The 26,517-nt window shown below is 41.5% G+C and carries 24 protein-coding genes; 20 read left to right on the top strand and 4 right to left on the bottom strand.

The genetic code is table 11. From position 1 onward, the window contains the following. Window position 1 precedes the first annotated feature (1 nt). From HGJ98_RS12115 to HGJ98_RS12105, 3 genes are all read right to left on the bottom strand, one after another. On the bottom strand, window positions 2-1,159 hold the full coding sequence (locus HGJ98_RS12115) for an ABC transporter permease (protein ID WP_291351674.1): 1,158 nt from the start codon (window positions 1,157-1,159) through the stop codon (window positions 2-4). Next, complete coding sequence (locus HGJ98_RS12110; protein WP_291351673.1) at window positions 1,149-2,696, bottom strand: ABC transporter ATP-binding protein; 1,548 nt, start codon at window positions 2,694-2,696, stop codon at window positions 1,149-1,151. Before HGJ98_RS12110 ends, HGJ98_RS12115 begins: the two co-directional genes overlap by 11 nt. Before the next feature lie 135 nt (window positions 2,697-2,831). After that, window positions 2,832-3,992: a BMP family ABC transporter substrate-binding protein gene (locus HGJ98_RS12105; protein WP_291351672.1), complete on the bottom strand. Its 1,161-nt coding sequence runs from the start codon at window positions 3,990-3,992 to the stop codon at window positions 2,832-2,834. A 481-nt stretch (window positions 3,993-4,473) separates the two neighbouring features. Here HGJ98_RS12105 and HGJ98_RS12100 point away from each other — a divergent pair, with 481 nt between their 5' ends. The 3 genes from HGJ98_RS12100 to HGJ98_RS12090 are packed head-to-tail and all read left to right on the top strand — an operon-like array spanning window position 4,474 to window position 5,304. Then, entirely contained in the window at window positions 4,474-4,611 is a 138-nt protein-coding gene (locus HGJ98_RS12100) for a hypothetical protein (protein WP_291351671.1), read from the top strand. A gap of 43 nt (window positions 4,612-4,654) precedes the next feature. After that, window positions 4,655-4,993: a type II toxin-antitoxin system RelB/DinJ family antitoxin gene (locus HGJ98_RS12095; RefSeq protein ID WP_367142726.1), complete on the top strand. Its 339-nt coding sequence runs from the start codon at window positions 4,655-4,657 to the stop codon at window positions 4,991-4,993. Then, window positions 4,990-5,304 carry a type II toxin-antitoxin system RelE/ParE family toxin gene (locus HGJ98_RS12090; RefSeq protein ID WP_291351670.1) on the top strand — a complete coding sequence of 105 codons (315 nt, stop codon included), beginning with the start codon at window positions 4,990-4,992 and terminating at the stop codon, window positions 5,302-5,304. Before HGJ98_RS12095 ends, HGJ98_RS12090 begins: the two co-directional genes overlap by 4 nt. An 11-nt stretch (window positions 5,305-5,315) precedes the next feature. Here the strand turns inward: HGJ98_RS12090 and HGJ98_RS12085 are convergent, their stop codons facing one another. Then, window positions 5,316-5,474: a DUF1659 domain-containing protein gene (locus HGJ98_RS12085; RefSeq protein ID WP_291351669.1), complete on the bottom strand. Its 159-nt coding sequence runs from the start codon at window positions 5,472-5,474 to the stop codon at window positions 5,316-5,318. Window positions 5,475-5,633: 159 nt separating this feature from the next. On the opposite strand from HGJ98_RS12085, the gene HGJ98_RS12080 reads away from it, so the two are divergent. The 17 genes from HGJ98_RS12080 to HGJ98_RS12000 all read left to right on the top strand — a co-directional run bounded on the left by HGJ98_RS12080 (window position 5,634) and on the right by HGJ98_RS12000 (window position 26,392). Then, window positions 5,634-7,016: an MFS transporter gene (locus HGJ98_RS12080; RefSeq protein WP_291351668.1), complete on the top strand. Its 1,383-nt coding sequence runs from the start codon at window positions 5,634-5,636 to the stop codon at window positions 7,014-7,016. Between the two features lie 195 nt (window positions 7,017-7,211). Continuing rightward, window positions 7,212-8,675, top strand: coding sequence for an FAD-binding oxidoreductase (locus HGJ98_RS12075; RefSeq protein ID WP_291351667.1), 1,464 nt, complete (start codon window positions 7,212-7,214; stop codon window positions 8,673-8,675). A 314-nt stretch (window positions 8,676-8,989) separates the two neighbouring features. After that, window positions 8,990-10,663: a methyl-accepting chemotaxis protein gene (locus tag HGJ98_RS12070; protein ID WP_291351666.1), complete on the top strand. Its 1,674-nt coding sequence runs from the start codon at window positions 8,990-8,992 to the stop codon at window positions 10,661-10,663. Between the two features lie 15 nt (window positions 10,664-10,678). After that, window positions 10,679-10,981, top strand: coding sequence for an STAS domain-containing protein (locus tag HGJ98_RS12065; protein WP_291351683.1), 303 nt, complete (start codon window positions 10,679-10,681; stop codon window positions 10,979-10,981). Between the two features lie 189 nt (window positions 10,982-11,170). Further along, window positions 11,171-14,413 (top strand): PAS domain S-box protein, encoded by a 3,243-nt coding sequence (locus HGJ98_RS12060; protein WP_291351665.1) that lies wholly within the window; start codon window positions 11,171-11,173, stop codon window positions 14,411-14,413. Window positions 14,414-14,638: 225 nt separating this feature from the next. Further along, on the top strand, window positions 14,639-15,076 hold the full coding sequence (locus tag HGJ98_RS12055; protein ID WP_291351664.1) for a hypothetical protein: 438 nt from the start codon (window positions 14,639-14,641) through the stop codon (window positions 15,074-15,076). A 185-nt stretch (window positions 15,077-15,261) separates the two neighbouring features. Beyond that, on the top strand, window positions 15,262-15,591 hold the full coding sequence (locus tag HGJ98_RS12050; protein ID WP_291351663.1) for a CGGC domain-containing protein: 330 nt from the start codon (window positions 15,262-15,264) through the stop codon (window positions 15,589-15,591). Between the two features lie 330 nt (window positions 15,592-15,921). Further along, the gene (locus tag HGJ98_RS12045; RefSeq protein ID WP_291351662.1) at window positions 15,922-16,710 is read left to right on the top strand and encodes an ion transporter; all 789 of its coding nucleotides are present in this window, start codon (window positions 15,922-15,924) and stop codon (window positions 16,708-16,710) included. A gap of 22 nt (window positions 16,711-16,732) precedes the next feature. Next, entirely contained in the window at window positions 16,733-16,837 is a 105-nt protein-coding gene (locus HGJ98_RS12040; protein ID WP_291351661.1) for a YuiA family protein, read from the top strand. A 154-nt stretch (window positions 16,838-16,991) separates the two neighbouring features. Further along, window positions 16,992-17,279, top strand: a complete 288-nt coding sequence (locus HGJ98_RS12035) for a hypothetical protein (protein ID WP_291351660.1) — start codon at window positions 16,992-16,994, stop codon at window positions 17,277-17,279. 116 nt (window positions 17,280-17,395) lie between these two features. After that, on the top strand, window positions 17,396-18,349 hold the full coding sequence (locus tag HGJ98_RS12030) for a LysR family transcriptional regulator (RefSeq protein ID WP_291351659.1): 954 nt from the start codon (window positions 17,396-17,398) through the stop codon (window positions 18,347-18,349). Further along, window positions 18,330-19,247 carry a LysR family transcriptional regulator gene (locus tag HGJ98_RS12025; protein WP_291351658.1) on the top strand — a complete coding sequence of 306 codons (918 nt, stop codon included), beginning with the start codon at window positions 18,330-18,332 and terminating at the stop codon, window positions 19,245-19,247. Before HGJ98_RS12030 ends, HGJ98_RS12025 begins: the two co-directional genes overlap by 20 nt. A gap of 302 nt (window positions 19,248-19,549) precedes the next feature. Further along, window positions 19,550-21,058 carry an SLC13 family permease gene (locus HGJ98_RS12020; RefSeq protein WP_291351657.1) on the top strand — a complete coding sequence of 503 codons (1,509 nt, stop codon included), beginning with the start codon at window positions 19,550-19,552 and terminating at the stop codon, window positions 21,056-21,058. Between the two features lie 126 nt (window positions 21,059-21,184). Continuing rightward, the gene (locus HGJ98_RS12015; protein ID WP_291351656.1) at window positions 21,185-22,444 is read left to right on the top strand and encodes a CynX/NimT family MFS transporter; all 1,260 of its coding nucleotides are present in this window, start codon (window positions 21,185-21,187) and stop codon (window positions 22,442-22,444) included. A gap of 219 nt (window positions 22,445-22,663) precedes the next feature. Further along, on the top strand, window positions 22,664-24,550 hold the full coding sequence (locus tag HGJ98_RS12010) for an aryl-sulfate sulfotransferase (protein WP_291351655.1): 1,887 nt from the start codon (window positions 22,664-22,666) through the stop codon (window positions 24,548-24,550). Window positions 24,551-24,761: 211 nt separating this feature from the next. Next, on the top strand, window positions 24,762-25,085 hold the full coding sequence (locus tag HGJ98_RS12005) for a co-chaperone YbbN (RefSeq protein ID WP_291351654.1): 324 nt from the start codon (window positions 24,762-24,764) through the stop codon (window positions 25,083-25,085). An 83-nt stretch (window positions 25,086-25,168) separates the two neighbouring features. Beyond that, window positions 25,169-26,392 carry an FAD-dependent oxidoreductase gene (locus tag HGJ98_RS12000; RefSeq protein WP_291351653.1) on the top strand — a complete coding sequence of 408 codons (1,224 nt, stop codon included), beginning with the start codon at window positions 25,169-25,171 and terminating at the stop codon, window positions 26,390-26,392. The last annotated feature ends 125 nt before the right edge of the window (window positions 26,393-26,517 follow it).

Genomic DNA, 26,517 nt, shown 5'->3' with positions numbered 1-26,517 from the left:
TTTACGCCCCCTCCTTTGGATCAGCAGGCAGGATTTTTTCAGACTGTTTTTTGTTATAACGCTTTTTTATAAGGTTAGCAACGGTTGAATTCATGAGCATGGCAAAGGCCGAGAAATAAATAATGACTGCAATCACAACATCTATGATTTCCGGCTTATAGCCGTAGAGGCTGGCCAGTGTGCCACCCCGTTGTATATGGGAAATAAAAACTGCAGAAAAGATAATTCCGATGGGGTTGGAGTTACCCAGGAGGGCTACGGCTATCCCATTAAACCCGTTGGCAGCAATAACGCTGACCGGCTCATAGGTCATACTGCTCCCAGCGATGGTCGAGGGTGCTAAAATTGCGAATGCTCCGCCTAGTCCTGCCATGGCCCCGGCAATGACCATGGTGAGGACGATATTGCGTTTGTCGTTCATGCCGGCGTAGGCGCTGGCAAATTTGTTAAAACCCGTTGCTTTGAGTTCGTAGCCAAAGGTGGTTTTGTTTAAGACAATAAATAATATAAGTGCTAAAACAATGGCCAGGATAATAGAAATATTGACACTGGAATGAGGGATTCCGAGAGTGGGCATTTGGGCTGAGGCCGGAAGATAGGCCGTTCTGGTTTTCGAGGAGATGTACATGGCTGCGTTTCCTTGAATAAGCATATCGACCAGGTACATGCCGATATAGTTGAACATGATGGAGGTAATAACTTCGTTAACGTTCAGGAATGCCTTGAATATCCCGGGGATCAAACCCCAAAGCATACCACCAACCATTCCAGCGAGAATACAGGCGATCCAATGAATACTGTCCGGCAGTTTCCACATAAACCCGACATACAAGGCAAAGAACATGCCCATGGTATACTGGCCTGAGGCCCCTATGTTAAATAAGCCCATTTTGAAGGCAAAGCCTACAGCCAGACCTGTCATTAAGATGGGAGTTGCAAAATAAAAGACATCCCCAATTCGTTTGAAGCCACCAATCAGCAGCATCTGAAAGCCTAAGAAGGAGTTGGCAGGACTGGCAATCCTCATAATAAGATAGCCGAAAACAAGGCCCAGCAATATTGCCAGTAGAGCGGCGGTAAAAGCGGAAAAGCCCTTGCTTTTTCCCGCTTTTTTAAGAATATCAAAAGCTGTTGAAGATGAAACCTTCTTATCCTGCATTTTCATTCTCCTTTGCAGTGCTGCGTTTGGCACCTGACATGTAAAGACCAAGTTCTTGAACAGTGGTTGTCTTGGCGTCTAGCTCACCAACGATTTCACCCTCATACATGACTAGAATTCGGTCACTTAAATTCATGACTTCCTCCAGCTCGAGAGATACCAATAAGACCGCTTTTCCGGCATCACGCCTGGCGACGAGCTGTTTATGGATGTACTCGATGGCGCCGACATCCAGACCTCGGGTAGGTTGTACGGCAATTATGAGCTCATGTTCCTTGTCAATTTCCCGGGCAAGAATGGCTTTTTGCTGGTTGCCGCCGGACATGCTTCGGACAGGAGTGATGGGACCTTGCCCGCTGCGCACGTCATATTGCTTAATTAACCTTTCGGCATAAGAGCGTACGGCTTTGGTTTTGATAAATCCGAAGGTCTGAAACTTAGGCTGCCAATAACGCTGCAGGACGAGGTTTTGTTCCAAGGAATAATCAAGGACGAGCCCGTACTTATGACGATCCTCTGGTATGTGGCTTATTCCAGACATTGAACGGGTACGAATGGAGGCCTTTGTTATATTCCTGCCGCCAAGGGTGATACTTCCGCTGCTTATTTTTTCAAGTCCTGTAAGGGCTGAGACCAGCTCAGTTTGTCCGTTTCCGTCGATACCGGCGAGACATACGATTTCGCCTGCCCGCACATCGAAACTTACATTTTTTACAGCATTGTTTTTATGAATCTTGGAGGAAACGGTCATATTCTTCACAGAAAGAACAACGTCACCGAGTTCCTTAGTTTTTTTATGTACCTTGAAGTTTACATCTCGTCCCACCATCATCCGGGACAGTTCTTCCTTAGTAGTATCTTTTATTGCAACGTCACCAATGTATTTACCTTTGCGCAGTACTGTGCAACGATCGGCAACAGCCATAATCTCATTTAATTTATGGGTAATAAATAATATAGATTTACCTTCTCTGGCGAATTCCCGCATTATTTCCATAAGCTCATCAATTTCCTGGGGGGTTAAAACTGCGGTGGGCTCATCAAAAATCAGAATATCATTTTCCCGATACAACATTTTTAGAATCTCAACACGCTGCTGCATGCCAACGGAAATCGTTTCAATTAAAGCGTCAGGGTTTACCTCAAGTCCGTACTGTTTACTAAGTTTAAGTACCTTTTCCCGGGCTTGTTTTTTTTGCAAGAAGCCCAGCTTATTTGGCTCAACTCCTAGAATGATATTTTCAAGAACCGTAAAAATATCGATGAGTTTAAAGTGTTGGTGCACCATGCCAATGCCCAAATCGTTGGCGTCATTGGGATTGTTAATTTTGACGACCTGGCCATTCTTCTTGATTTCGCCTTTTTCCGGCTGGTATAAGCCAAAAAGAACGCTCATTAGGGTGGATTTTCCGGCGCCGTTTTCCCCTAACAGGGCATGAATTTCGCCCTTTTTCAAACGGAGGGTTATGTTATCATTGGCGATGATGCCCGGAAATTCTTTGGTTATATTGAGCATTTCAATAATATAGTTTTCCATTAATAAACCCCTTTTTTAACAAGTTAAGTACACATAAAGGGGAAAGGAACGTTTGCCTTTCCCCTTTGTCTTTAAAGGGCTTCTACTGATATTAGGCCAGGCCTAGATGCTCAGCAGAGTTACTATAAATATTTGTTATCTAACCTGAACGGCAACCTTGGAAAGTTTCAGACCGGAAACAAGCTCTTGAGCGGTTGCATAACCGTTAGTATCAGCAACGGTTATGGTACGGACAGGATCGATGGAGCTATTAGCTAGAGAAGCATAAATAGCGTCATAATCTTTTTTGGTGAAGGTTTTGAATCGGTCAAAGGCATTGCCATCTTGTTGGCCGATGATCGTTGTTGGAAGACCTACACCGTCATTAGATGCATTGAAATAGGTGGATTTCCCTGCGAAGGTGCTCCAGCTGTCAGTTTTATAGATTGACTCAAGAACCTGGATAACAGAAGCGCCAAGGCCCTTGGTTGCAGATGTGATAACAGTCTCGCTGTCATATCGTTGGTCTACGTCAACCCCGATAACCTTTTTTCCTGCTTCTGCAGCAGCGGACATAACACTCTTACCTACGGAACCGCCGCAAGCAAAAATAACCTCGGTACCTTCCTGGTACATGGTTTTAGCTGTGGCCTTGTTGGTATCAGTTTCTGCAAAATCCCCTGTGTAGTGGTATGTAACAGAAATTGCACCGGCAGGAAGGCCCAGTTTTTCAGCAGCAGCCTCAGCTCCCTGTAAATATCCATAGCCGAAAGCTTGAACAGCAGGAACAGCCATACCTCCCATAAAGCCAAGCTTCCTCATGCCGTCAATAACTGCTGCATAACCAGCCAGATAGCCAGGCTCTTCTTCAGAGTACAAAATGCTCGCTACATTATCATTGGTTTTGAAGGTCTTGTAATCTGCGGTATGAGGAGTTCCGTCCAAGAGGATGAATTTTACTTCAGGGTACTTTGATTGCGCCTCGTAAATGGGAACCTCAAACAGAAAACCTGGTGTTACAATAACCTTCGCGCCACCTGTGACAGCCAAATCGATGGCTGCAAGATAGCCTGCGTCAGATGCTTCCTCGGGCTTGTAATATTTGTGGGTAACCTTGTTTGCCTCGGCAAATTCCACGACGCCCTCCCAAGAGCCTTGGTTAAAAGACTTGTCATCGATGTTGCCTTTGTCAGTTATGAGAGCGATTTCGAAGCCTTTGCTGGCTGCGCCCCCATCAGTGGCTGTACTACCACAGCCTGTCAGGATTGTCATGCTTAACAGAACAAGAACCATCATTATTGCCGATAATCTTTTCACAATACTCCCCCTCTTTATTTCTATAATTTTCTACCAAATGTATTGTACCATCCTTGGATAAATTTACAACTAGCTTCAGCTCTCTGGCATAAAAAAAGTGAATAGTAGCTCAGGGGAGAGCTCGCAGAGGGTCAGACCCCCATACAACGGGGAACAATTCTGACAATTTGCAAGGCGTAGTGGTGGTGTATAAATTATATGGTTTACTTCATCTAATAGATTTCTTTAGCTATAGGGCTTTTTATTATTGGTCTGTCCCAAAAGACAGTCGATACAGGTAACACAGTAAGAGATTGAAATCTTGCATAAAGTTTTATGCGTTTTTCGTATAAAATGCAATATGCAATTATCGAATACGATAGAATAGCGTTGAGGTGAATATACACCAACAATTACGAGGACTAATTGTTTCTAAACTATTATGTGGGGTGATGAACAGTGGCCGATTATAAAGAGATGTATAGTATTACTGTTCAACAAAATGTCATATATCATTGTGGAAATTCAGCAAGTACAGCTTCAGACAGAGGATATGTACATACACAGCCAGGATAGGGAATTTATTTTGTTCAAGTCGGGCAAGGGCAAGGATTCAGACCACCAAGATCAGAATGAATAGGTAAAAGATGAGTGTTATATTGCTTCTGTGCGCACAATAACATATGATAGTATCAGAAGAAAGGAAGTGGATTTTTATGGTGAAATCATCCAATCTTTATGTGCGTATTGAACCGGATGTAAAAGAACAGGCTGAAAAAGTGTTTGATGGTCTGGGAATTTCAATGTCAAATGCTATAGGGCTTTTCTTAAAGCAAGTGGTAATAAATCAGGGGATACCTTTTGAATTAACATTAGCACCAGCTAACATTAAATCTATCGATACCATGACTGAGACGGAATTTAATGCAGAGTTAGAGAACGGGTATGCAGATTATTTGGCAGGTAAAGGTCGTTCTGCTAAAGAAGTGTTTTCTGAGATTCGAAAAGGACTGCATACATGAGACAATACGAGATAATTATCACGCCTGCTGCGGAAAAAGATCTGCAGCAGATTTTTAGGTATATTGCTACTGAATTATTAGAGCCGCAAACAGCACTAAATCTATGTGATAAAACTGAACAGGAACTATTAAAGTTGGACACCATGTCAGACAGGCATCCGCAGTACAAGAAAGAACCTTGGTTTTCGAGAGGATTGAGATTCTTCCCAGTTGGTAAATTTCTTGTTTTTTACATTACCAGAGAGTCCGATAGTACAGTACATGTTCTTCGTGTGATGTATGGCGGAAGAAATGTGGAGGAACAATTATAGTTCAAAAGGAATCATTCGTTCTTCAGGATGCGCCCGCGGAACAGCACTCCAATCAATGGATAGTCTTGAAGACTATAAAGGGCTACAGCAACATCATATATGTCCAGGACTGTTGTGCTTGATTTCACATCGGAGAAGCTACGCTGACTCAGGATGGGTAGGCCTTTCATACAATACTAAGGATTGAGGATGTTTTTAAATATTACCTTCTGAACCATGCACTTTTTCGCCATATTTTACGGTCAATTAGGATTATAGTTGTACTATGGACAAATCAAGCTAGGTAGCTTGATTCAGAGATGAGAAAGAGTGTTTTAGGGGGAATTAATATGGAACAGAATCGATCTATCGTAAAGCTCACTATGGTTATTGTCATGATAACATCCTTTATGACCCCATTTATGGGCAATGCCATCAATCTGGGTATTCCGCAGATGGCGCTGGAATTCGGCGTTGGTCAATCGTTGCTGAACTGGGTCGTTACCAGTTATCTTTTGGCGACGGCTGCTTTTTTGCTTCCCTTTGGACGTTTAGCGGATATTATGGGCCGGAAAAAAGTTTTTATCATTGGAATGTTCCTTTTTGCCTTAACGGCTGTAGGCTGCGGGTTCGCTTTTTCGTTCCCTATGTTAATAATTTTCAGAGTCTTGCAAGGAATCGCCAGTGCCATGATTTTTGGAACTTCTATGGCGATACTAACGTCGGTTGTCCCGCCAAAAGAACGTGGAAAAGCCATGGGACTAAGCGCTGCAACGACCTATATTGGCCTTTCACTAGGGCCGGTCTTAGGAGGCTTGATATGCAGTACGATAGGTTGGCGAGGAATCTTTTATTTTACCTTTATACTTTCCTTAGTTGTCCTTAGTTTAACATTGGCTAAGCTCTCTGGTGAATGGTTGGGGGCAGTGGACAAATTTGATACGTGGGGTGGGATTCTTTGGATCTTTGGCATAGTGCTCTTTCTCTATGGGTTAACTGATATTACAGCAGGTTTTCAGTATATGGTTACCTTTATTCTCGGGCTGACCCTTTTGATCGCTTTTGTTGTCTATGAAACTAAAATCTCTAATCCCTTATTGCCTGTACGTATGTTTATGAGTAATCGTTCGTTTACTTTTTCAAATTTAGCTGCCCTTATTAACTACAGTGCTACCTTTGCCTTAACCTTCCTGATGTCTTTATATCTACAAAATGTGCAAACTATCGGAATCTCTCAATCAGGCTTGATTCTATTGTCCCAGCCCATACTTATGGCCGCACTTTCCCCTTTAGCCGGGCGATTATCGGATCGAATCAATTCCCAAATACTCGCTTCCTTAGGGATGGCTATTACCACTTTGGGACTCTTCTTTTTTATCTTTCTGGATGAAAAGACATCTATTTTACTTGTGATAATTAATCTGGCGTTTATCGGACTAGGCTTTGCCTTTTTTTCCTCGCCCAATTCAAATGCTGTAATGAGTTCCGTCGATCGAACCCTCTACGGAGTTGCGTCTTCTACCCTTGGAACCATGAGACTGCTCGGGCAGACGCTGAGTATGACGATTGTAGCTCTCATTACTTCTTTAGGCATGAAAAATCTAACCCTTGATTCACCAGACTATGTTACAAGTTTCCTGCAAAGTTCCAGAACCAGTTTTATTGTTTTTTCGGTTCTCTGTTGCATAGGGATTTTTGCCTCTTTGGCAAGAGGAAGGAAGTTGGGAGTCTGACCCACTTTGGGGTCACGAATTCGAATTGTTTGGGGAATTGTTTGGGGGTCTGACCCCCACACAATGGGAAACGATTCTGACAATTTGCCCTGGGTGAGACTATTGACAATTTCCGTTGATTCAGTTATTCTTATTCAGTCGCCCCTATACGGGTGGGGGGTACTGTTAAGAATTACTGAATAGGAGGGTCTCGCTTTGGCAGCAGCATTTAACATTAAAACCAATAGGACATTTACTTTGATTAGAAAGAGAGCATGGCTGATAACCCTTCTGGTAGCAATAGGGGGGTTATGGTATCCTAAGCTGGGCTTGCTGGTTATCCCAATAATTTTGTCCCTGACTGGTTTGGCATTTTTTAGGGGGAGACAGTGGTGTGGAAATTTCTGTCCCCATGGCAGTTTATATGATTATTTGGCCCTTCCCTTAAGTTTGAATAAGAAAATCCCATCGTTCTTTAAATCTAAGGGTGTGCTCGGCCTTGTGCTTGCATGGTTCGGATACAGTATGACCAACAAATTACTAAAGACATTACCAACCCTTGGAACGGAGAGTTTTCTCGATAAGTTGGGCTTTGTTTTTGTAACGACGTATCTTATGGTGTTGATTGTCGGGGGCTTTTTGAGTATCTTCATTGCACCGAGAACTTGGTGTCAGTTTTGTCCAATGGGCACCCTTCAGATGTTGTCCTATAAGCTTGGTAAACTTCTGGGAGTGGCCAAGGTAACGGATCAAAAGATCACGATTGCTGCAAAAGAAAAGTGTCATAACTGCGGTAAATGCTCAAGGGTTTGCCCCATGCAGTTAGCTCCGTATCAAGAGTTTTCGGGTAAAAATCAATTTGACAATGAGAAGTGTATCAAATGTTCTACCTGTGTAGTAAACTGCCCAGCAAAAATTCTGTCCCTGAACACTGAGGAAAAGGCTGCTCAGCTTATTCAAATTACGGATATCGACGGATATGACAAGAGAGTAAAAATTAGTGCGGTTCTCACCAAGATTACGAAACTAAAAGAGGATGTTACGGAATACACCTTTGATTTTAAAACCCCACCAAGGGTTGACTACAAAGCGGGACAGTTTATTCTAGTTAAAGTTCAAGATAATCCTAGGATGAGTCGTGCCTATTCAATATCTTCCTATAATAAGGATGGCAGAAGTCTGAGTGTAACAGTCAAGACTATGACAGATGGATACGGCACAGGGCTTATAGCTGGTTTCAAAGTTGGAGACAAAGTAGAATTGGATGGTCCGATGGGTAAGGAGTTGGTGGTCGACAAATCGGTGAAAAAGGTACTTCTGGTGGCAGGAGGTATTGGGATCACTCCTTTTAGATCTATTGTTACTGAATTGCTGAACTCGCCCAATAAGATTGAGGAAATCAAACTTATCTATGGTGTTAACAAGCAACAGGAATTTATTTTCGATGAAGACTTTAAGAAGATGGAATATGAGCATAAGACGTTTGAATTTATCAAGGTGGTTGCTGCGGATGACACCTGGGAAGGGAAAAAGGGTTTTGTGACTAATGTGATACAGGAAATGGACCTGGATGATTACAAAGTCTATATTTGCGGACCCAAGCCTATGATTGGGCCGGCTATGAAAGTTCTCAACCAGCGTAATGTCAATGAAGAGAATATCTTTGTTGAAAGCGCATAAGAAGGATACTAATCGAAGGGCATAAAGGTAGGGAGGGTTCTTGGTTCCTCAAATGGAACTAGATCCCTCCCTAATTGTTTACCCTTGTTTCTGGTTATGGAAATTCGACTAATTTTTCTGAAAAATATAAACAGTTAGTATTTATGGATAAAAATGATTATTTTTGTCCAGTGTTACAGAAATTTGGCAGGAATTTACGAATATATACAGAATTTCTGTAATATCATCTTTGTGACTAAATCAGCTATAAGGGAGGGATCTTGATTCTACCTATTAGAATCAAGGAATGAATGAATATGACTTTAGCCAAGAAAATGTTATTTTATTTTATGTTAGTCGTTTTGGCAGCGATCGGGGGATTTACATATACCATTTATGGTAGTAATAAAGCTCAAGTGTCTGTCGAGAATCTCAAAGAGTATGAGGTATTACGTCTAGAAAAGAATAATGATATTGCATATTATGCCCTGGGCCAATCCTCTAATCTGAGGGCATATTTACTCTATGGTCAAGAACAGTATCTCGCAGAATATAGGCGGCTAGCAGGCTTGAATGCCAAGCTTGAAGACGAGCTTATTAAGGAGGCTCGTACGGAGGAAGCACGTGTTTTGTCCGTGGAAATCAAAGAACTTAATGATCAATACTCCAAAGGTGCTGAGGAGAAACTTATTCCTATGGTGCAGGCAGGCAACATTGAAGGAGCAATGGAGTATGCGGTTAAAGTATTGGCACCTCTAGGAAACCAAATGAATGCCAAGCTTGAAGAAGCAAAAACTTATCGTAAGAATGTGATTAATGTTGCTATGGATGATACTTATAATGTAACAAAACAAGCAAAACTAGTTGCCATATCCTCTTCCATTCTAGTAACTATTTTGGGAATCTTAATTGGGTTGATTGCTGCCCGGAGAATTACGAACCCGATTAAGGTGTTGCAGAGGTTAATGGCTCAGGCGAGTGAAGGAAATTTAATGGTAAAAGCAGAGGTCAAAACTAAGGATGAGATCGGGCAGTTGAGCGAGTCCTTTAATACTATGATTTCCTCCCAACTGGAAATTGTCAAGTCTGTGCGAAACAGTTCGATTGAACTGGCTGCAGCCTCTGAGGAAATGTCGGCTTCTTCGACTGAAGTATCGGCGACCACAACGACCATCTCTGATAGAACCCAGATGGTTGCAAAGTCCATGGAGGAGGCCTCCAATTCAAGCACGGAAACGTCACAAGTTCTGGTCGAACTTTCGGCGCTTATTCAAATTGCAAAGGATAAGGCTACCTCCGCCAGTGTTAAATCAGATACTTCAATAAATGCTGCTAAGGAGGGAATGGCTACTGTAAATATTGCTATGCAAAGCATGAATACTATTCATAATAAGACAAGAGAAGCAGAAAAGGTTATTCTTCTTCTGAATGAATACTCTCAAAAAATTGGGATGATTAATGAAACCATTACTGGTATTGCCGAACAAACCAATCTATTGGCTCTTAATGCAGCTATTGAGGCCGCCCGGGCTGGTGAATCGGGCAGAGGCTTTGCGGTTGTAGCGGAGGAAGTTCGAAAGCTCGCTGAACAATCGAATACTGAGGCCAGTAATATTTCGGAGCTTATTTCTAAGATTACGGAAAATACAGATAGTGCGGTTGTAGCAATGAAACACAGTCTAACTGAAGTTGAAGTCGGGGTGGAAGAGGTCGGTAAGGCAGGGAAATCCCTTGAAAACATTTTAGCTGCTGTTGCGGAAACCGTCAGTGATATAGATGGGATTGCCAGGGTAACCAACGATGAGGTTGCCTCCTCAGATAAAATTGTTCAGCTCATCGAGGTTGTTGCAGAGGATATAGAAGGGACAAGCCGAGATGCTCAAGAGGTTTCCTCAGCAATTGAGGAAATCACAGCAACTATCGAAACTTTAGCGGCAAGTTCCCAGCAGACCAGTGCAATGGCACAAAACCTGCACAATCTAATTACTAAGTTTAAAGTTGAAGAGTAAAGGAGAGAGATTGTTATCAAACATTCGATTAAGGTCAGTGGAAATCATGCAAGTGTGTTTTTAATGGACAAAATATACGTTCACGATGCTTCCTTACTAAGGGATGATCTCTTAGAGATCATTGACCAAGGAATTATAGATATTAAGATTGACCTCTCAGGTCTTACTTATATCGATAGTTCAGGACTGGGAACGTTAGTGACGATTAATAAACGCACTAAAGAAAAAAACGGCAGACTTGTGTTGGTAGGTGCTCAAGGACTCCCTTTCGATCTGATTAAACGCACTAGGCTTGATAAAGTATTTATAATTGAATAACTTATTCTTCACTAGGATGTAGACGATATTTTATGGAGAAACGCTATTTGAATACCCTAATAATGTCGTAAAGGCTCTAGGTTAAGAGATTGAATGATCTGTTGGCCTAGAGCCGAATTTTATTAAAACAGGCATTTATCAACTAAAGAATATAAGTACATCAACGAGGGATGGCAGGAGGTTACCAAATTGAGTAATAAAAAACATCATCACGAGGTCGCTGATCATCAATACAGAGACTCTTTTGAGTTATTGTTTAATCAAATAGAGGATTGCCTTTATATTGTAGATATTAAGGGGGGAATCATCAAGGCAAATAAAGCTGCCCTAGAGAAATTGGAGAATACCCATGAAGAAATAGTAGGCCTTAATGTTAATGATGTTCTTGTTAAGACAATGACGAGTGACATTACAGAGAGTAGGAAGCAAGAAGAGGCTGCAAATACATTAAAGAATACAAAATTAGTGCTTGATGGTGTACCATTTCTCGCTTGGATGAAAGATCGAGAAGGTAAATATATTGTAGTTAATCATGCTTTTGAAGAGTTTTACAACATTAAGAATACAGATATTATGGGTAAAACTGATTTTGATATTTTCCCTTATGAAATAGCCTTGCAACATAAAAAAAGCGAGGAAGCCTTAATCACTTCGAAAAAGAAATTAATGAGCCCTCTGCACTCGGATAAAGTGGGTGGCAGGTGGTTAGAATCCTTTGTAACCCTGTTCTTTGAGGATGATGGCGAGGTTGCAGGAACTTTAGGAGTTGCCAATAATATTACAGTACATAAGCAGCTCGAGATTGAGCTGAATAACCAAAAGAGATTTCTCAAAACAATGCTTGATACCATTCCTGATTTTATTTTTTTTAAAGATCTAAACAGTAGGTTTTTAGGATGTAACAAAGCTATGTCGGAAAAGGTTCTCGGTTTAAATACGGATGAGGTTAAAGGTAAGACAGACCTAGACCTTATAAAGGATCTTGAACTGGCGGAATTTTATCGTCGAAGGGACCGAGAGGTTCTTTTGGTCCGTAAGACCTTGAAGAATGAAGAAAAAATTTTTTTAACAGATGGTACTGTACTTGAGACTGAAACAGTAAAAACCCCATTTTGGGATGAACAGGGAAACATTGCCGGGTTAATAGGAATTGCCAGAGATATTACGGAGAGAAAAAGGCTTGAAAAACAACTTAGGAAACAGGCCGAATATGCCGAGCAGCTCTTTAGAACTGTTCCGAGTGCTGTCGTTTCAGTCGATAAAGACAGGAGAATTACTCGATGGAATAAAATAGCTGAAGAAATATCCGGATATACTGCTGCTGAAGTCCTAGGCAAAGAATGCTCATGGGTGTTACATGGAGTAGGTATTGAGGGATGCGAGATGTGTCGCAAGGCTTACGACTCGCCGCTAATTAATCAAATGAGTACTATGTTAACAAAAGATGGCCAAATTAGGTATGTATTGAAGAGTATAGCGGTGGTAAAAGATGAGCATGGTCGAGTCAGCGAAAAAGTGGAATGCTTTGAAGATATCACCAGTTTGATCAAAATGGAGGCAGAGCTTAGGGAAAGTAAAGATACTTATGCTGCCATCGTAAATAATGCTCCCCAAATTGTGGTTATTCATAGAAAAGGGATCATTCAATTTGTGAATAATGCTGGCAATAAAGTATTGGGTTATAAGGAAGAAGAATGTATCGGCCATCATATGAAGGATTTTATGACTGAAAGTTCATTGAGGAAAGTTGACTTAGCGCTCAAAAATAGGGCTAAGGGGAAAGATGGTCTGCCTTATGAAATAGAACTGATTCAAAAATCCGGTGAAATTTGTCATGTTCTTTTAAAGGGTACTGATATAACCTTTGAAGGGGAACAAGCTACCCTAGCTGTTATGATGGATATTACGGAAAGTAAACAGTTAAATGCAAAACTTCGAGCCAGCGAAGAGAAGTTCAGGCAGATTGCCAAAACCATCAACGAGATTTTTCTTATTTCTGACAGAGAGAAAATTATCTATGTTAGTCCAGCCTATGAAAGAATCAGTGGAATGTCTTGTCAAAGTCTTCTAGATAATCAAGATTCTCTTGTGGAGTTGATCCATCCAGCTGACCGTGGGAGGATGAAGGCTTCCATTTTTCACAGTTTTCATAACATATTTCAAGCGACGAACGAGGAGTTTAGAATTATACGACAGGATGGAGAAATACGGTGGCTCTGGTTGCAAAGCTATCCAATAAGAGATGGGGCTATCGAGAGTACTCTTAAAGCTACCAGTATCGTTGATATTACTGATCGAAAGATAATGGAAGAGCAGCTCCGGGAGAGAGAACGACAAACCCAAATGGAGCTTTTATTGGCTGAGCGGGTTCAACGGGATTCCCTACCTCACCCTTTTGTTGGAGCTCAAGTACGTGTTGAAACCATCTTTGAGCCCTATAGGACAGTTAGTGGAGATTTTTTTAACTATCAGTGGTTTGAAGATAATAAAAAATTATGTGGCTACATTATGGATGTCAGTGGACATGGTGTTGCGACTGCTTTACAAACTGCAACCTTTAAAATGATGTTGGATAACGTACTTTTAACTGGGGAAACGGTTGAAGAGGATACCCTTCGGATTATCAATCAAAGAATCATACATTACTTATATGAAGATTCTTTTTTAGCCCTATTGTATTTTGAATTTGACTTACAAGCAGGGGTTCTTAAACTTATCAGCGCGGGAATAACCCTATTTTTGGCTGCGAATACTCAGGAGTGTTCCTTAGCCCCCATATCTGGTTGTTATCTGGGGATTATAGATGATCCAGAAATTGAAACAAAACTAATACCACTCAGGCCTGGGGACATATTTTGTTTGATGAGTGATGGTGCATCTGATCTCATAGAATTGCTGGGAATAAGTAAACAAGATAGTTTTACGGAATATAAGAATTGGCTTGAAAAACTAGCCAGATATCCAGAGAGAAACGACGATTTTTCCGTTATTTGCATAGAAATTCTTGAGGAAAACATGAATATGAAGTTGTTTGAAATAAAAAATAATCAAGACCTCCAGGGAGTACAAGTAAAGATTAGCGAGTTTCTAGAACAGGTCGCTCCAAGCCAGGCGACGACCTTAGAGGTTGCCATCAACGAAGCTTTGAATAATGGTTTACAGGCAGGTGGACGAGTATGCGTCAAATTAAAGCGAATGGGTGATAGGCTCATAATAAGGGTAAAAGACGATGGCCCAGGTTTTAATACTGAGGTACTGAAGATTCAACCGGATAAAGGAAGGATTGAAGAGGAGTTCGACGAGCTTTCAGAAGCCGAAGGTGGACGCGGTATTCTCTTGATGAGACTATTCTGTGACAAAGTAGTCTATAACGCCATGGGAAACGAAGTGCTGCTCATGAAGAAGAATGTGGGGAATTGTGTGGGGGTCTGACCCCCACACAATGGGAAACGATTCTGACAATTATCGGCAGCGGTTTTCCCTTTCCTTTTAGGTTTAAAAAGGACGATTCCAGCCAATTTGGCTGGAATCGCTTTAGCTGCTAATTAAATCTTTGAGCAATTTAATATTAGGAATAACAATGCTTGAGCGGCTTTTGGTAATTAGACCATCGTCGAGGGTATTTATGCTATTGGAGACGTTGTAAATAAATATCAGTTGACTCATGTTGCCTCTGCCCAGGGGATCATCGCGGCGGGGAACATTATGGGGAAGGATGTCAAAATGGATTATAGTGCCGTTCCTAGCTGCGTTTTTACAAATCCAGAGGTAGCCTCAGTAGGCCTGACGGAACAAGAAGCAAAGGCTAGAGAAATACCTAATAGTATAGGAAAATTTAATTTTATGGCTAACGGGAAAGCACTGGCCATGGGTGAAAGTGAAGGTCTAGTCAAGATCATGGCCCATCAAGAGAGTGATGTTGTGTTAGGGATTCATATTATCGGTCCTCATGCCTCAGATTTAATCTCGGAAGCAACTTTAGCAGTCAGCAGACAAATCACGTCTAAAGAATTGGCAGAAACAATCCACGCCCACCCAACCTTAGCCGAGGCAATTATGGAAGCAGCAGAAAACGTGGGAAACATGGGGGTCTGACCCAAAACCTAAATTGTGTGGAAATTGTGTGGGGGTCTGACCCAAAACCTAAATTGTGTGGAAATTGTGTGGGGGTCTGACCCCCACAATTTCCACACAATTCACTGCATTATTTTTTGGACTGTGCGGCATGTCACATCTATCCCTTAGAAATAGAGGTATAATGAACTCAAGAGGTGTGACATATGAAAATCGGAATTCTAGTAAGAGAAGAAACTGCGATGAATTGTACCGGAAAGGGCTGTCTTAATGCTCTTTTGCAACGAAAAGATTCCTTTGCCAGATATACGGATGAGATAGAATTGCTAACCTTCACTCACGTTGGTGGGGATTTAGATCGAAAGATTAAAAGCATGATTCAAGCTGGTATAGAATCTGTACACCTGTCTTCCTGTCTAAGGGCAAGGTCGCCAGAATATGCGTCTTTGATTGAACGTCTTTCTAAGGATTTTACGGTTGTGGGATATACACATGGACCAGAGAAAAGGATGAACATTAGATTGGATAATCGATAGAGAAAGAGTAAGCAATGAGCTTTTCATCTTCGGATGGAAAGCTTTTTTAAGTAATCAGAAAGCATGAGTTTAACGTTATTGCTATGAAAGCAACTCGAGTGATGTGTCATCCTGAAGGAGGGACGACTCAAGGATCTAGATCCTTCACTATCGCTCAGGTATGACAGAATAATCTTTCGCTAATCGTGATGCAGGTAAAGAATCTAAGCACAGCAAAGAATCTTATTTAGTATAAACGATGGGAAAGATTGATTTGTGAAATGCATAGGAAAATACAAAGACATGGCGAATACTTATTAAGTATCGAACATTTAACAAAGAGGGGATTCAATGAATAGATTAAGTGCTATTTATGAGATGGCAATGTTTTTCTTAATATTATTGTATATAACCGTAATTTCGGTTACTTACTCAGGGAGTAATGTACTTAGTCATCAGCAAATCAGATGGATAGAAACGGGTATTATCTTTTATCTTTCAATTGAATATTTGGTAAGGCTTTATCGAGCACCCCAAAAATGGGCTTTCGTTAGGGAAAATATCTTTGATTTAATTGCCATTATTCCTTTTGATTCATGGTTTCAAATCGCGCGTTTAATGCGTGTTGTCCGTTTACTGCGAATTGTAAAAATATCTAAGACCATTCGGGGTATTTTAAACTTAAGCGGCTTAAATTTTGTGTTTGCGTTTACAGTTTTAATCGTAACTTGGGGCGCTATAAGTATTTATGTATTAGAGAAAGATACGAATCCATCGATTAACAGTTTTTTTGACTCGATATGGTGGACAGTGGTGACTGTAACAACGGTTGGATATGGTGATATTTATCCGGTGACTACTGGTGGAAGATTCATAGCAAGTATTCTTATGATAGTCGGTATTGGTTTGATTGGTTCGATTACCGGAAGTATGGCGATGTACTTTTCAAATCTAAAACAAACTGACGAAGAAGGAAAGAACGGATCAGATTGTGATGATGATTTAGAGACATACATTGATAGTCAACTGAAAACACTCCCTAAACTAAATGAAGAGGAGCTTGAGCATCTGTTATCTTCAATTCGAATCCTTCATAGGAAAAAAATTAATGGTAACGGATTCATCAATAATACTCCTTAACGATAAACGAGGAGGAAATGGTATGAAATGTGAAACATGCAAAGGGAAGGGGAAAATACAAATAACACTGCCTATTCCTATGGAAATTATTTGTCCGACGTGTAACGGTACGGGCAAAAAAGTTTAGGTCTAAAGGGGGTCAGACCCCCACACAACGGGAAACACAAATAGAAAAAACTAATACAACTCATACTAAGTTCCAATTTCACTTCTGGAGTCCTTGGTATTATGATAGAGACACTAAGACATCGGCGAAGATAAGGGATGAAGGAGGAGTTAGTATGTACGAGTATTCAAAAGAGGAGATCCAACGTATCAAGGATTCGATCAGAGTTACAACGAATGACGCTGGACAGATTTCCGTGGATTATCAACCAGCAGCGATCAAGGAGGATCATCCATCAATGAGTGCTATTTTGGATTGCGCCTATCAACAGATGTATTCCTTTTCGCTGATTAAAATAATCTATAATGCCCTGTTTAAGAAAACGAAGATTGCTCAATCAACTCCTTGTGCAGCCTTCGCTGATTGGATGAATGAAATCGATCATGCTGTTGGAGTAAAATAGCAAGACTCCGCCTTTCTAAATTTAGAGGGGTGGAGTCTTTCAACTTTCAATCATCTGTTTTAAATGCTATTATGATTACAGAAAATGGAGTTTTATAACAATGATTGAGGTGGGCAATGCGCATAGAACAGCTCCAGCATATTATTGAAATTGACAATAAAAAATCCATATCCGAAGCAGCCAAAACGTTTTTTATGAGTCAGCCGCAGCTTAGTCACTCTGTTAAGAATCTGGAAGCTCAATTGGGCTATAAGATTTTTCGGCGTAATAAAGCGGGTCTCATTCCGACTGCTCAGGGTAAAGAAGTTTTGGGACTGGCTCGTGAAATTATCAATAATGTCGAAGAAATGAAAACGATTGGAAGTAGAGAGGCAGATCTCACGGGAAATTTGAGTTTGTCCCTTGGACCAGCTGTTTTTAACGCTTTTGGGTCCCAAATCATTGAAGGCTTTTATCAGATGTATCCGAACGTCAACCTAATGATTACAGAAGATATAGCTCTAGAAGTGATTGAGAAAGTGGCAAACAGGACTTGCTTAGTGGGTGTTACGGGCTGGCCTGATGAACAGGATGATACTAGGAAGATGCTTCTTGATGCTAGCAATATTGCCTATCAAGAAGTAATTAAGGACTATTTTGGTTTGATTGTTGGAAATCAGCATCCTTTAGCTAAAAAAGAAGTTGTCACCTTGGCAGACCTTGAAGAGATGACTTTTGTCGATTATTACGGCTTCACTGAAGGCTTTTTAAGAATGTTTGGGATTAAACCGAAGAATCAATCCATTTTCGTTTATAATCGTGAGGTTTTAAAATCGATTATCGCTGCTAATGAAGGAATTGCAATTTTCCCACGGTTTTTTTTATTAAATGATATTTATTTGGAACAAGGACTGCTTAACATACGAGGGATAGAAAACATTACTGATCGGATGAAAGTAACGATGTACCTTATATATTCTAGGGTTGAACCCTTGTCGCCGTTGGCTAAGCAGTTGATTAAAATGATTATCGAGACCATTCGGGAAACTATGCATAGGAGTCTAACATACAATGCGCATAGAACAATTTAAACAAATTGTCCAAATTCATGAGCAACAGTCTATATCCAAAGCGGCCAGTGATTTGTTTATCAGCCAACCATCGTTAAGTATATCCGTCAATAATCTTGAAGAGGAACTTGGCCTTAAAATATTCGATCGGAGCAATGCTGGAGTTATTGCCACGGAGCAAGGGAAAGAAATATTAAGACTAGCTGAAAATATACTAGACTTAAGTGATAAGATGACTGGGATTATGGAGGGGACTAAGGTCTCGATTCGAAATCTCCAGATGGCAATGCCGGCTTCCTTCGCCAATGTCATTGTTCCAGGGCTTCTTAGACAATTTCGGGAACTTTATCCTAATGTTAATCTTCATACACATGAGGCGTCTTATTATGAAATTGTAGATCTAATGGACAAAGGCATATATTCCATAGGGATAGTAAGCTGCAGAGTGGATCTTGAATACAATTTTATCCAACAGCTCAAAGAAAGAGATATTGCCTGGGAGGTTATTCCAGGGGGAGAGCGTTTAAGAATGTCTCTTTTTATAAGCAGTAAGAATCCTTTAGCTGATAGGGAATGGATCAGTAAGTCCGAACTAAGGAATTTGAGGATGATTTCCTATAAAGAAAACTATTCCAAGTTTTCTAAAGACTTAGAACGTTCCTCGAATAAACCTGTCATTGTTGAAGATGTTGAACTTTTAAAAAAACTAATCAGTAATGACTTTGGCTTTTCAATTTTCCCCGAAATCTTAGCCTATAATGATTTGTATGTAAAAAGTGGTATGATCAAGGTTATTCCCATTAAGGAGTTAAGTGAGCCCTCGAATGTTTATATACTTTATTCCAACAAAGAGTTGTTGTCGTTTATTGAAAGGGAATTGCTGACGATTGTAAAAGAGTTGATTACCGACACACTATGATGGACCGGAAGGTCTTCGCGGATCAAGTGATTCTTAAATATACTCACGGGGGTTAAAACCCAGTGAGTATATTTTTTTTGACATAATACCTATGAGAAAACCTATATTATGCAGGTCAATTATTCTAATCTACAATAGAAAAAGATAATCGTTTTATACGGATTGAATTATACCCAATTATGCGAAATTGTGCACAATCACTGATTGGAGGGCATCTAATCCGTAAGCCCATCATTAAACCAAGGGTTGGTGAAGGGGACTTAGATCCTTTACAGAAAAATGATAGGAGGAGGCTTTTGACAATGGCAGTTAAACTAGAAGAGCAACCAAGCAACGCACTACCGACAAATAATCAACTGAAGAGTATCGATGCAAAACCAGGCATGGATAAAGAATTATTAAAAGTCATTGGATTTTTTGTGATTGCAGGCTTAGGCTGGATTTTGCCAGCTCCAGCACCTATTACACCGATCGGAATGAAAGTTTTTTTGGTCTTTCTAGCAACGATTTATGGCTGGACGGTAACCAAGCATGTTTGGCCTAGTTTATTAGCTTGTTTAATGTTCCCGCTGTCGGGTGTTGTCAATATGAAGCAATTCATCGCCATGGGCTGGGGCAGCGACGCCTTTTATTTCATGATACTTACATTTGCTCTAATTAAGTTCTTAGAGGAAGCAGGGGTTAGCCAATTCTTAGCTTCTTGGCTCATGAGCCGTCAGTTTATACAGGGGCACCCTTGGCGTTTGATTTTTATGATCTTAGTGACCGCTTATGTCGTTTGCAGCTTAGTTAACACCTTTATCGGTATTTTCTTAGTTTGGGAAATTGTTTACACCATTACTAAAACCATCAAGCAAAAACCTTTTGACAAATTTCCAACCCTTATGATCTTCGGGGTTGCCATGATGGGGGCTTTAAGCCTTTCGGCAATGCCTTGGGGGAATAATGCTATTGTAAACTTAGGGGTTTATGCTAACTTGATGGGTGAACCAGGTAACATGGTTCGTTATATTATATACACCGTCCCGGTAGGTATCCTTTCCATAATTGCTTATCTTGTACTTTGTAAGTATGTCTTTAAATTAGATATCACACCCCTCAAAGAACTAACGGGTGACATGATTGACCCTAAGGGTCTCCAATTAACTAAAGTGAAAACAATTGCTTTAGTTGCTTTAGGAAGTTTTATTGTCCTCTTGCTTTTACCTAGCCTGTTACCAAAAGGCACGCCACTTTGGTATCTACTCAATAACATGGGTATTGTTGGGGTTATGGTATTCCTCTTTGCCGTTCTTTCGTTAATCAAAGTCGATGGTAAGAACATCTTCGACTTTGTCGCCTTCGCTCGTAATGGGATACCTTGGAATATGGTGGTTATGGTTTTGGTTATCTTAGCCATCGGTGGCTGCTTAATGAGCCCTTCCACTGGGATTAATGCCTTCCTTCAACAAAACATGGCTCCCCTCCTCACTAGCTTATCCCCAGTCATGTTTGTTATCGCAATCACGGTAATCACACTTGTCCTGACCAACTTCATGATTAATATGGTGATCGTTGCTATCTTCTTACCAGTAGCAATCAGTATGTCTGCGAATATTGGCATCCATCCAGAACAAATTTCCTATTTAATTATGGTGGTTAGTACCATTGCGATTTTAACCCCAGCCGCCTCTGCAGCATCGGTTCTCTTATTCCCAAATACTCAATGGATTCGTGCGAAGGATATTTATCAATATGGTGGAATTACAGTGCTTGTGGTCACAACTATCGCTGTTGCGGTTAATTACCTCTTTATGGGCTTCTTCTATTAGAAGGATCTTTTAAAATGATCGTTCAAAGCATCCAACACCCACTTGCAAGAAGTGGGTGTCTCAAAGGTAGATAAAGTGTTAAAGGATTTACCTAATACACTTTTCCAAGGAAGTAGGAGGAATATAGTGAAATACAAGGCATGGTTGGTGACAATAATTGTATTTCTAGCTGGAGTATTGTTTGCAGCTGGGAATTTTAAAGTTCCTCCGACGATGGTCGCAGTTTTGGGAGAAATGAAGGTAAGTATAATCATGGGGGGCTGGCTAATGTCCTCGTCAGCTCTGGCTGGAATCGTACTGGCATTACCGGCTGGCGGAATTATGTCGAAAATAGGACCGAAAAAGCTAGGACTTTTTGCTTTGTTCTGTGCCTTGATCGGTAATATTGTCGGGGCGTTGGCCGCGAATTTCATGATGTTGATGGTTGGGCGATTGATCGAGGGAATAGGCTTTGGTTTGATCGGTGTCGTCGCCCCAGCCATTATTGCCCTTTGCTTTCCCGCTGAAAAACGTGGTTTACCCATGGCGATCTGGTCTGTCTGGGTGGGTACTGGAATGTTGCTCATCTTTTCTGCTACCAATGTTATTATGCCGCTCTTTAGCTGGCGTGGCGTTTGGTGGTTCGTAGCCATCTTGGCCGCCATAATGATGGTGCTATTTGCAGGGGGTGTTCAGGTTCCTGAGGTTGCCGAGGCTGAACCTGGAGTTTTAAAGCAGGAAACGGCAGCGTTGAAGCCCGCTTTGCCCTATGAAGGCTTCAAATCTCCTGCTTCCTGGCTGCTCAGTCTAATTTTTATGATGTTTGGTTTTGGGGTTGGGGCCATGATGACGTTTGCGCCGACGTTCATGGTTGAAGAAGTAGGGATGGATGTGGCAAACGCCAATATGAACACTAGCGTGATAACCCTGGGTATGATTACTGGCGGCATCCTTATGGGCTTTATTTTGAACAAGGTGAAAAACCGTTCATTCCTGTTGGTTGTCAGTATGGTTTTAACGGCGATCTTCATGGGTCTAACGTTCGAGGTGACCTCTCCGAACTTGATATTGCCCTTTATGCTGATAATGGGCTTGATTTACTCCATGGTTCCCGCAGTAATATTTACGATATCTCCTGAAGCGGCGGTTTCACCAGCTACGGTGGGGATCACCATGGGTATCATCGTTTTAGGACAAAATTTATCCGGTTTCATCGGACCTGTTTTTATCGGGGCGATAGTGGAAAGGGGTGGAGGAGCATGGAGTGCGGCAACCCTGCCCTTAGTTGTGGCTGGCCTTATTGGAGTGATAGCCTCTGTATTGTATGGTCTGGTGATGAAGAAAAGAGCTTCTGGCCAGAGCTCGCAGTTAAGCGGTCTCCTCAATAAGAAGACGGGCGCTGCATGAGTTAATCAGTTTGTTAGGCTCCAGCTTCTTCAAGGGAGTGGGATCCGTTCTTTTTGTAAGGAGATTGTATTTTTCACATATCAATTATGCCAAAACCTATATTACGCCCTCAGAGTGGTTTTGGGCTACTATTATAATAGCTAATAGGAGTACACTGTTTTTTATAGTTTAAGGGGAAGTGGAACCGCGTATTAACTTAAGCTTGAAAGGGGTTAAATCATGACAAATCAAATCAAACATGAACAGATTGCCCATATCATCACGAAGCAATATAACTTGGAGCAAGCAATGCTAGCAGAATTCGAAGCTGGCAATTATACGATTGATAACCCTCTGGTTAAATTAAATCCTTATGGGGTTTGCCCTTTGACGGCTATGGTTTTATTCGAAACTCCAGTCCTGACGGAAGCTACGATCGTTGTTAAAGGGAAAGAACACCCTGGAGATATTCGACATACGTTCCCGGCCAGCAAGAAGCATATTCTGCCTGTTTATGGCCTTTATGCTGATTATGAAAATACGGTTGAAATCGTGATGGCTAATGGTCAGAAAAACGTGATTTGTATTCAAACAGGTCCTATTCACCCCGATGTACCCTTAGCAACCTCGATTAAGACCACGTCTGAGTATATGGGACATAATATGATGTTCCTGACAGCTGCTATGCGATCTATGCCTGTAGGCTATGACTATGCAGGGGATGTTCGTTGGTATACCAACGAGAATTTTTCCTTCGATGTGAAGCGCATGCCTAATGGACATATTTTAATTGGAACTGAGCGCTTGGTTAAAATGCCTTATTTTACAACAGGACTTTACGAAATGGCCTTTAGCGGTAAGATCTTTAAAGAATACAGAACACCTAGTGGTTATCACCACGACCAATTCATCATGGAAGATGGCAATATCTTAGTGCTGTCCTTTGATTTTTATTCAGGTACGGTTGAAGACGTGTGCTTACTGATCGATCCCAACACGGGTGAAGTCTTAAAGTCATGGGATTACAAAAACGTCCTGCCTCAGAATGTCGCGGGTTCGGGCAGCCAAGACGAACATGACTGGTTCCATAACAATGCCGTTTGGTATGATAAGAAAACCCACAGCCTGACTTTCTCTGGTCGTCATCAGGACGCCGTGATTAACCTTGATTTCGAAACTGGAAAGTTAAACTGGATTCTTGGTGACCCTGAGGGTTGGCCGCAGGAAATGGTTGATAAATATTTCTTTACACCGGTTGGCGACGGAGTGTTTGACTGGCAATATGAACAGCATGCCTGTGTTATTTTGCCCGATGGGGATGTTATGCTCTTTGACAACGGTCATTTTAGAGCAAAGAATAAGGAGAACTACCTGGCCAACAGCAAAAACTTCTCCCGTGGCGTCCGATATCGAATTGATACCGAGAAAATGACCATCCAACAAATTTGGCAATACGGTAAAGAGCGCGGCGCTGAATTCTTCTCTCCATATATCTGTAATGTAGAGTATTATAATGAAGGACATTACATGGTCCATTCCGGTGGAATCGGCTACGAGAATGGTGAGACCTGCGAGGGAATGGCTGTTATGAAAGTTATGCAGCCAGAATTTAAGGATAGTATTACCTTCAACTCCATTACCTGTGAGCTTAAAGATGATGTCTTAATGTATGAATTACAAGTACCTGCCAATTGCTATCGTGCAGAAAAGCTGCCCCTTTACTATGCCAATGAGACCGCTGAATTAGGTGCCGGAAAACTTCTTGGCAATTTAATTGAGACTCAAACCACAAAAATGAAAATTAAAGCTCAAGAAACCGGTCAGTTAGTACCCGACCATTACGAGGCATCCATCATCGAGGAAGAGGACCGCATGACCTTTAACGCCATCTTTGAAACCGGTGAAATGGCCCAATTACTCTTGGTAGACGAGTCAGGCGAGGTGAGACGTTATCCCATCAATACCGTCGCTCAGAACTTCCAAGCTATGTGTGTAGGTACCTTCCAGAAGGCTGATCCTAGGAATGTTGACGTCTTCATCAACAAAACAGGTCTATCCGGTAAGTACCAAGTCAAGTTGGTTGCCGAAGAAAAACTTTACGAAACCGGCGTGACAATCTCCGCGTAGAGTTAAGGGAATTGTGTGGGGGTCTGACCCCCACACAACGGGGAACTATTCTGACAATTAATTCTCGGTCAAAAACCGTGGTTAAGAGTACGGCTTGAGAATTAGTTTAAGTGAGCTACATGACAAACTAAATTAGCGACTGAGAAGTAACGACAGAGGATATTTACTTCTCAGTTGCTTTCAATGTTTCATTATGAAGGAGTTGGAGATTATGTCATTAAAACAACTAAGTGCTGCAGCTTTTGAGGAAGTTATCTATGATAATGGTAAACCGTGTGTAGTCATATTTTCAAGAAAAGAGTGCCATGTCTGTAAAGAAGTTGTACCAGTCTTAGAAGAATTACAACCGAAATACGAAAACAAGTTTGGTTTCTATTATGTTGACGTAGAAGAAGATAAGGCCTTGTTCCAACGGTTCTCCTTAAAAGGCGTTCCCCAGCTGCTCTACTTTAAAGATGGTGAGTACCACGGTAAACAAGCCGGCAAAGTTGAGGAAGACCAAGTCGAAGAAAGAATCGCCCACATCCTCGAGTAGGAATTGCGTGGGAATTGTGTGGGGGTCTGACCCCCACACAATGGGGAACTATTCTGACAATTTAAGGAGAGGAAGTGAAGGGTATGGCGAATAGCTATGATTTAATTATAATTGGTGGGGGTCCTGGGGGACTTTCTGCCGCGATCTATGGGGGAAGGGCTAAACTTAAGACCCTGGTCATCAACAAAGGGGCTATTGGTGGCTTAGTTAATACGACTCGGGAAATCGTCAATTATCCGGGATATGGGCAAATCAGCGGACCGGATCTGATGAAGGATTTTAAGAAACATGCAGAGACCTTTGGGGTTGAATTTGTAAAAGGTGAGGTTACTCAGACGGATTTTTCACAAGGGGAAAAGAAGGTTGTGACCAAAAAGGGCCAGGAGTTTTTAGCGAAAGCGGTTATTGTGGCTTGTGGCAGCGAGCCTAGGTTACTCAATATCCCGGGTGAAAAGCGACTAAGGGGTATGGGCGTAGCGTATTGCGCGACTTGTGATGCCGAGTTCTTCGAGGGGGAAGATGTTGTTGTCGTCGGAAGCGGTGACCAGGCTATTGAAGAAGGCATGTTCATTACCAAGTTTGCCCGTAAGGTCACGGTTATTGTTTTACATGATGAAGGAATTCTGGATTGCAATAAGGTCAGTGCAGAGAGAGCCTTAAATCATGAAAAAATGGAGTTTATCTGGAACTCGACCATTGAGGAAGTTGTAGGTAAAGAGAATGTCGAAGGGGTAAAAATCAAGAATTTAAAAACTGGTTTGACGTCAGAGCTTAGCTGCCAGGGGGTCTTTTTCTTCGTGGGTATGGTCCCCTCGACGGGCTATCTTAAAGACAGTGGTATAGAGATGAATAAACGAGGGTATATCCCCGTCAACGAGCTGATGGAAACCAACCTTGAAGGGGTCTATGCAGTGGGGGACAACCGAGTAAAATATCTCAGACAAGTTGTCTCCGCTGCTGGGGACGGTGCAACTGCCGCTGTTGCAGCAGAGCGCTATATTGAAGAAGTTAATGACTTTAACAGCAATGTTTTGCAAAGTGAAAAAAAGGTTCTGTTATTGTTCTTTAATGCCCAAGACAATGAAAGCCTCAAGTATCGCACAGCTTTGGAAGAACTGAACGAGAAATCGGAAACGGGCTGTAAAATCCTCTGCGTCGATATGGCAACGAAAAAAAACCTAGCCGAAAAATATGCCATTAAAGCCATCCCCTCAGTCCTTGTGCTGGATAAGGGGACTGAGACCAACCGCCTTGAGGGTTTAGAGGGTCTGACCCCCACACAATGGGAAACGATTCTGACAATTTGAGCTTAGGAACCGGGATGTTATACATCTCGGTTTTTTTTTTTAATCTTTTATTAATACAAAGAAGGTATTCGGCAAAATTTGACGAATATTAATTTATCTATTATAAAACACAAACATAATAAGGA

The sequence above is a fragment of the Desulfosporosinus sp. genome (assembly GCF_014237355.1).
GTDB lineage: Bacteria > Bacillota > Desulfitobacteriia > Desulfitobacteriales > Desulfitobacteriaceae > Desulfosporosinus.
The sequence above is the reverse complement of the archived record's forward strand: the minus strand, read 5'-3'. Positions and strand labels throughout refer to the sequence as shown.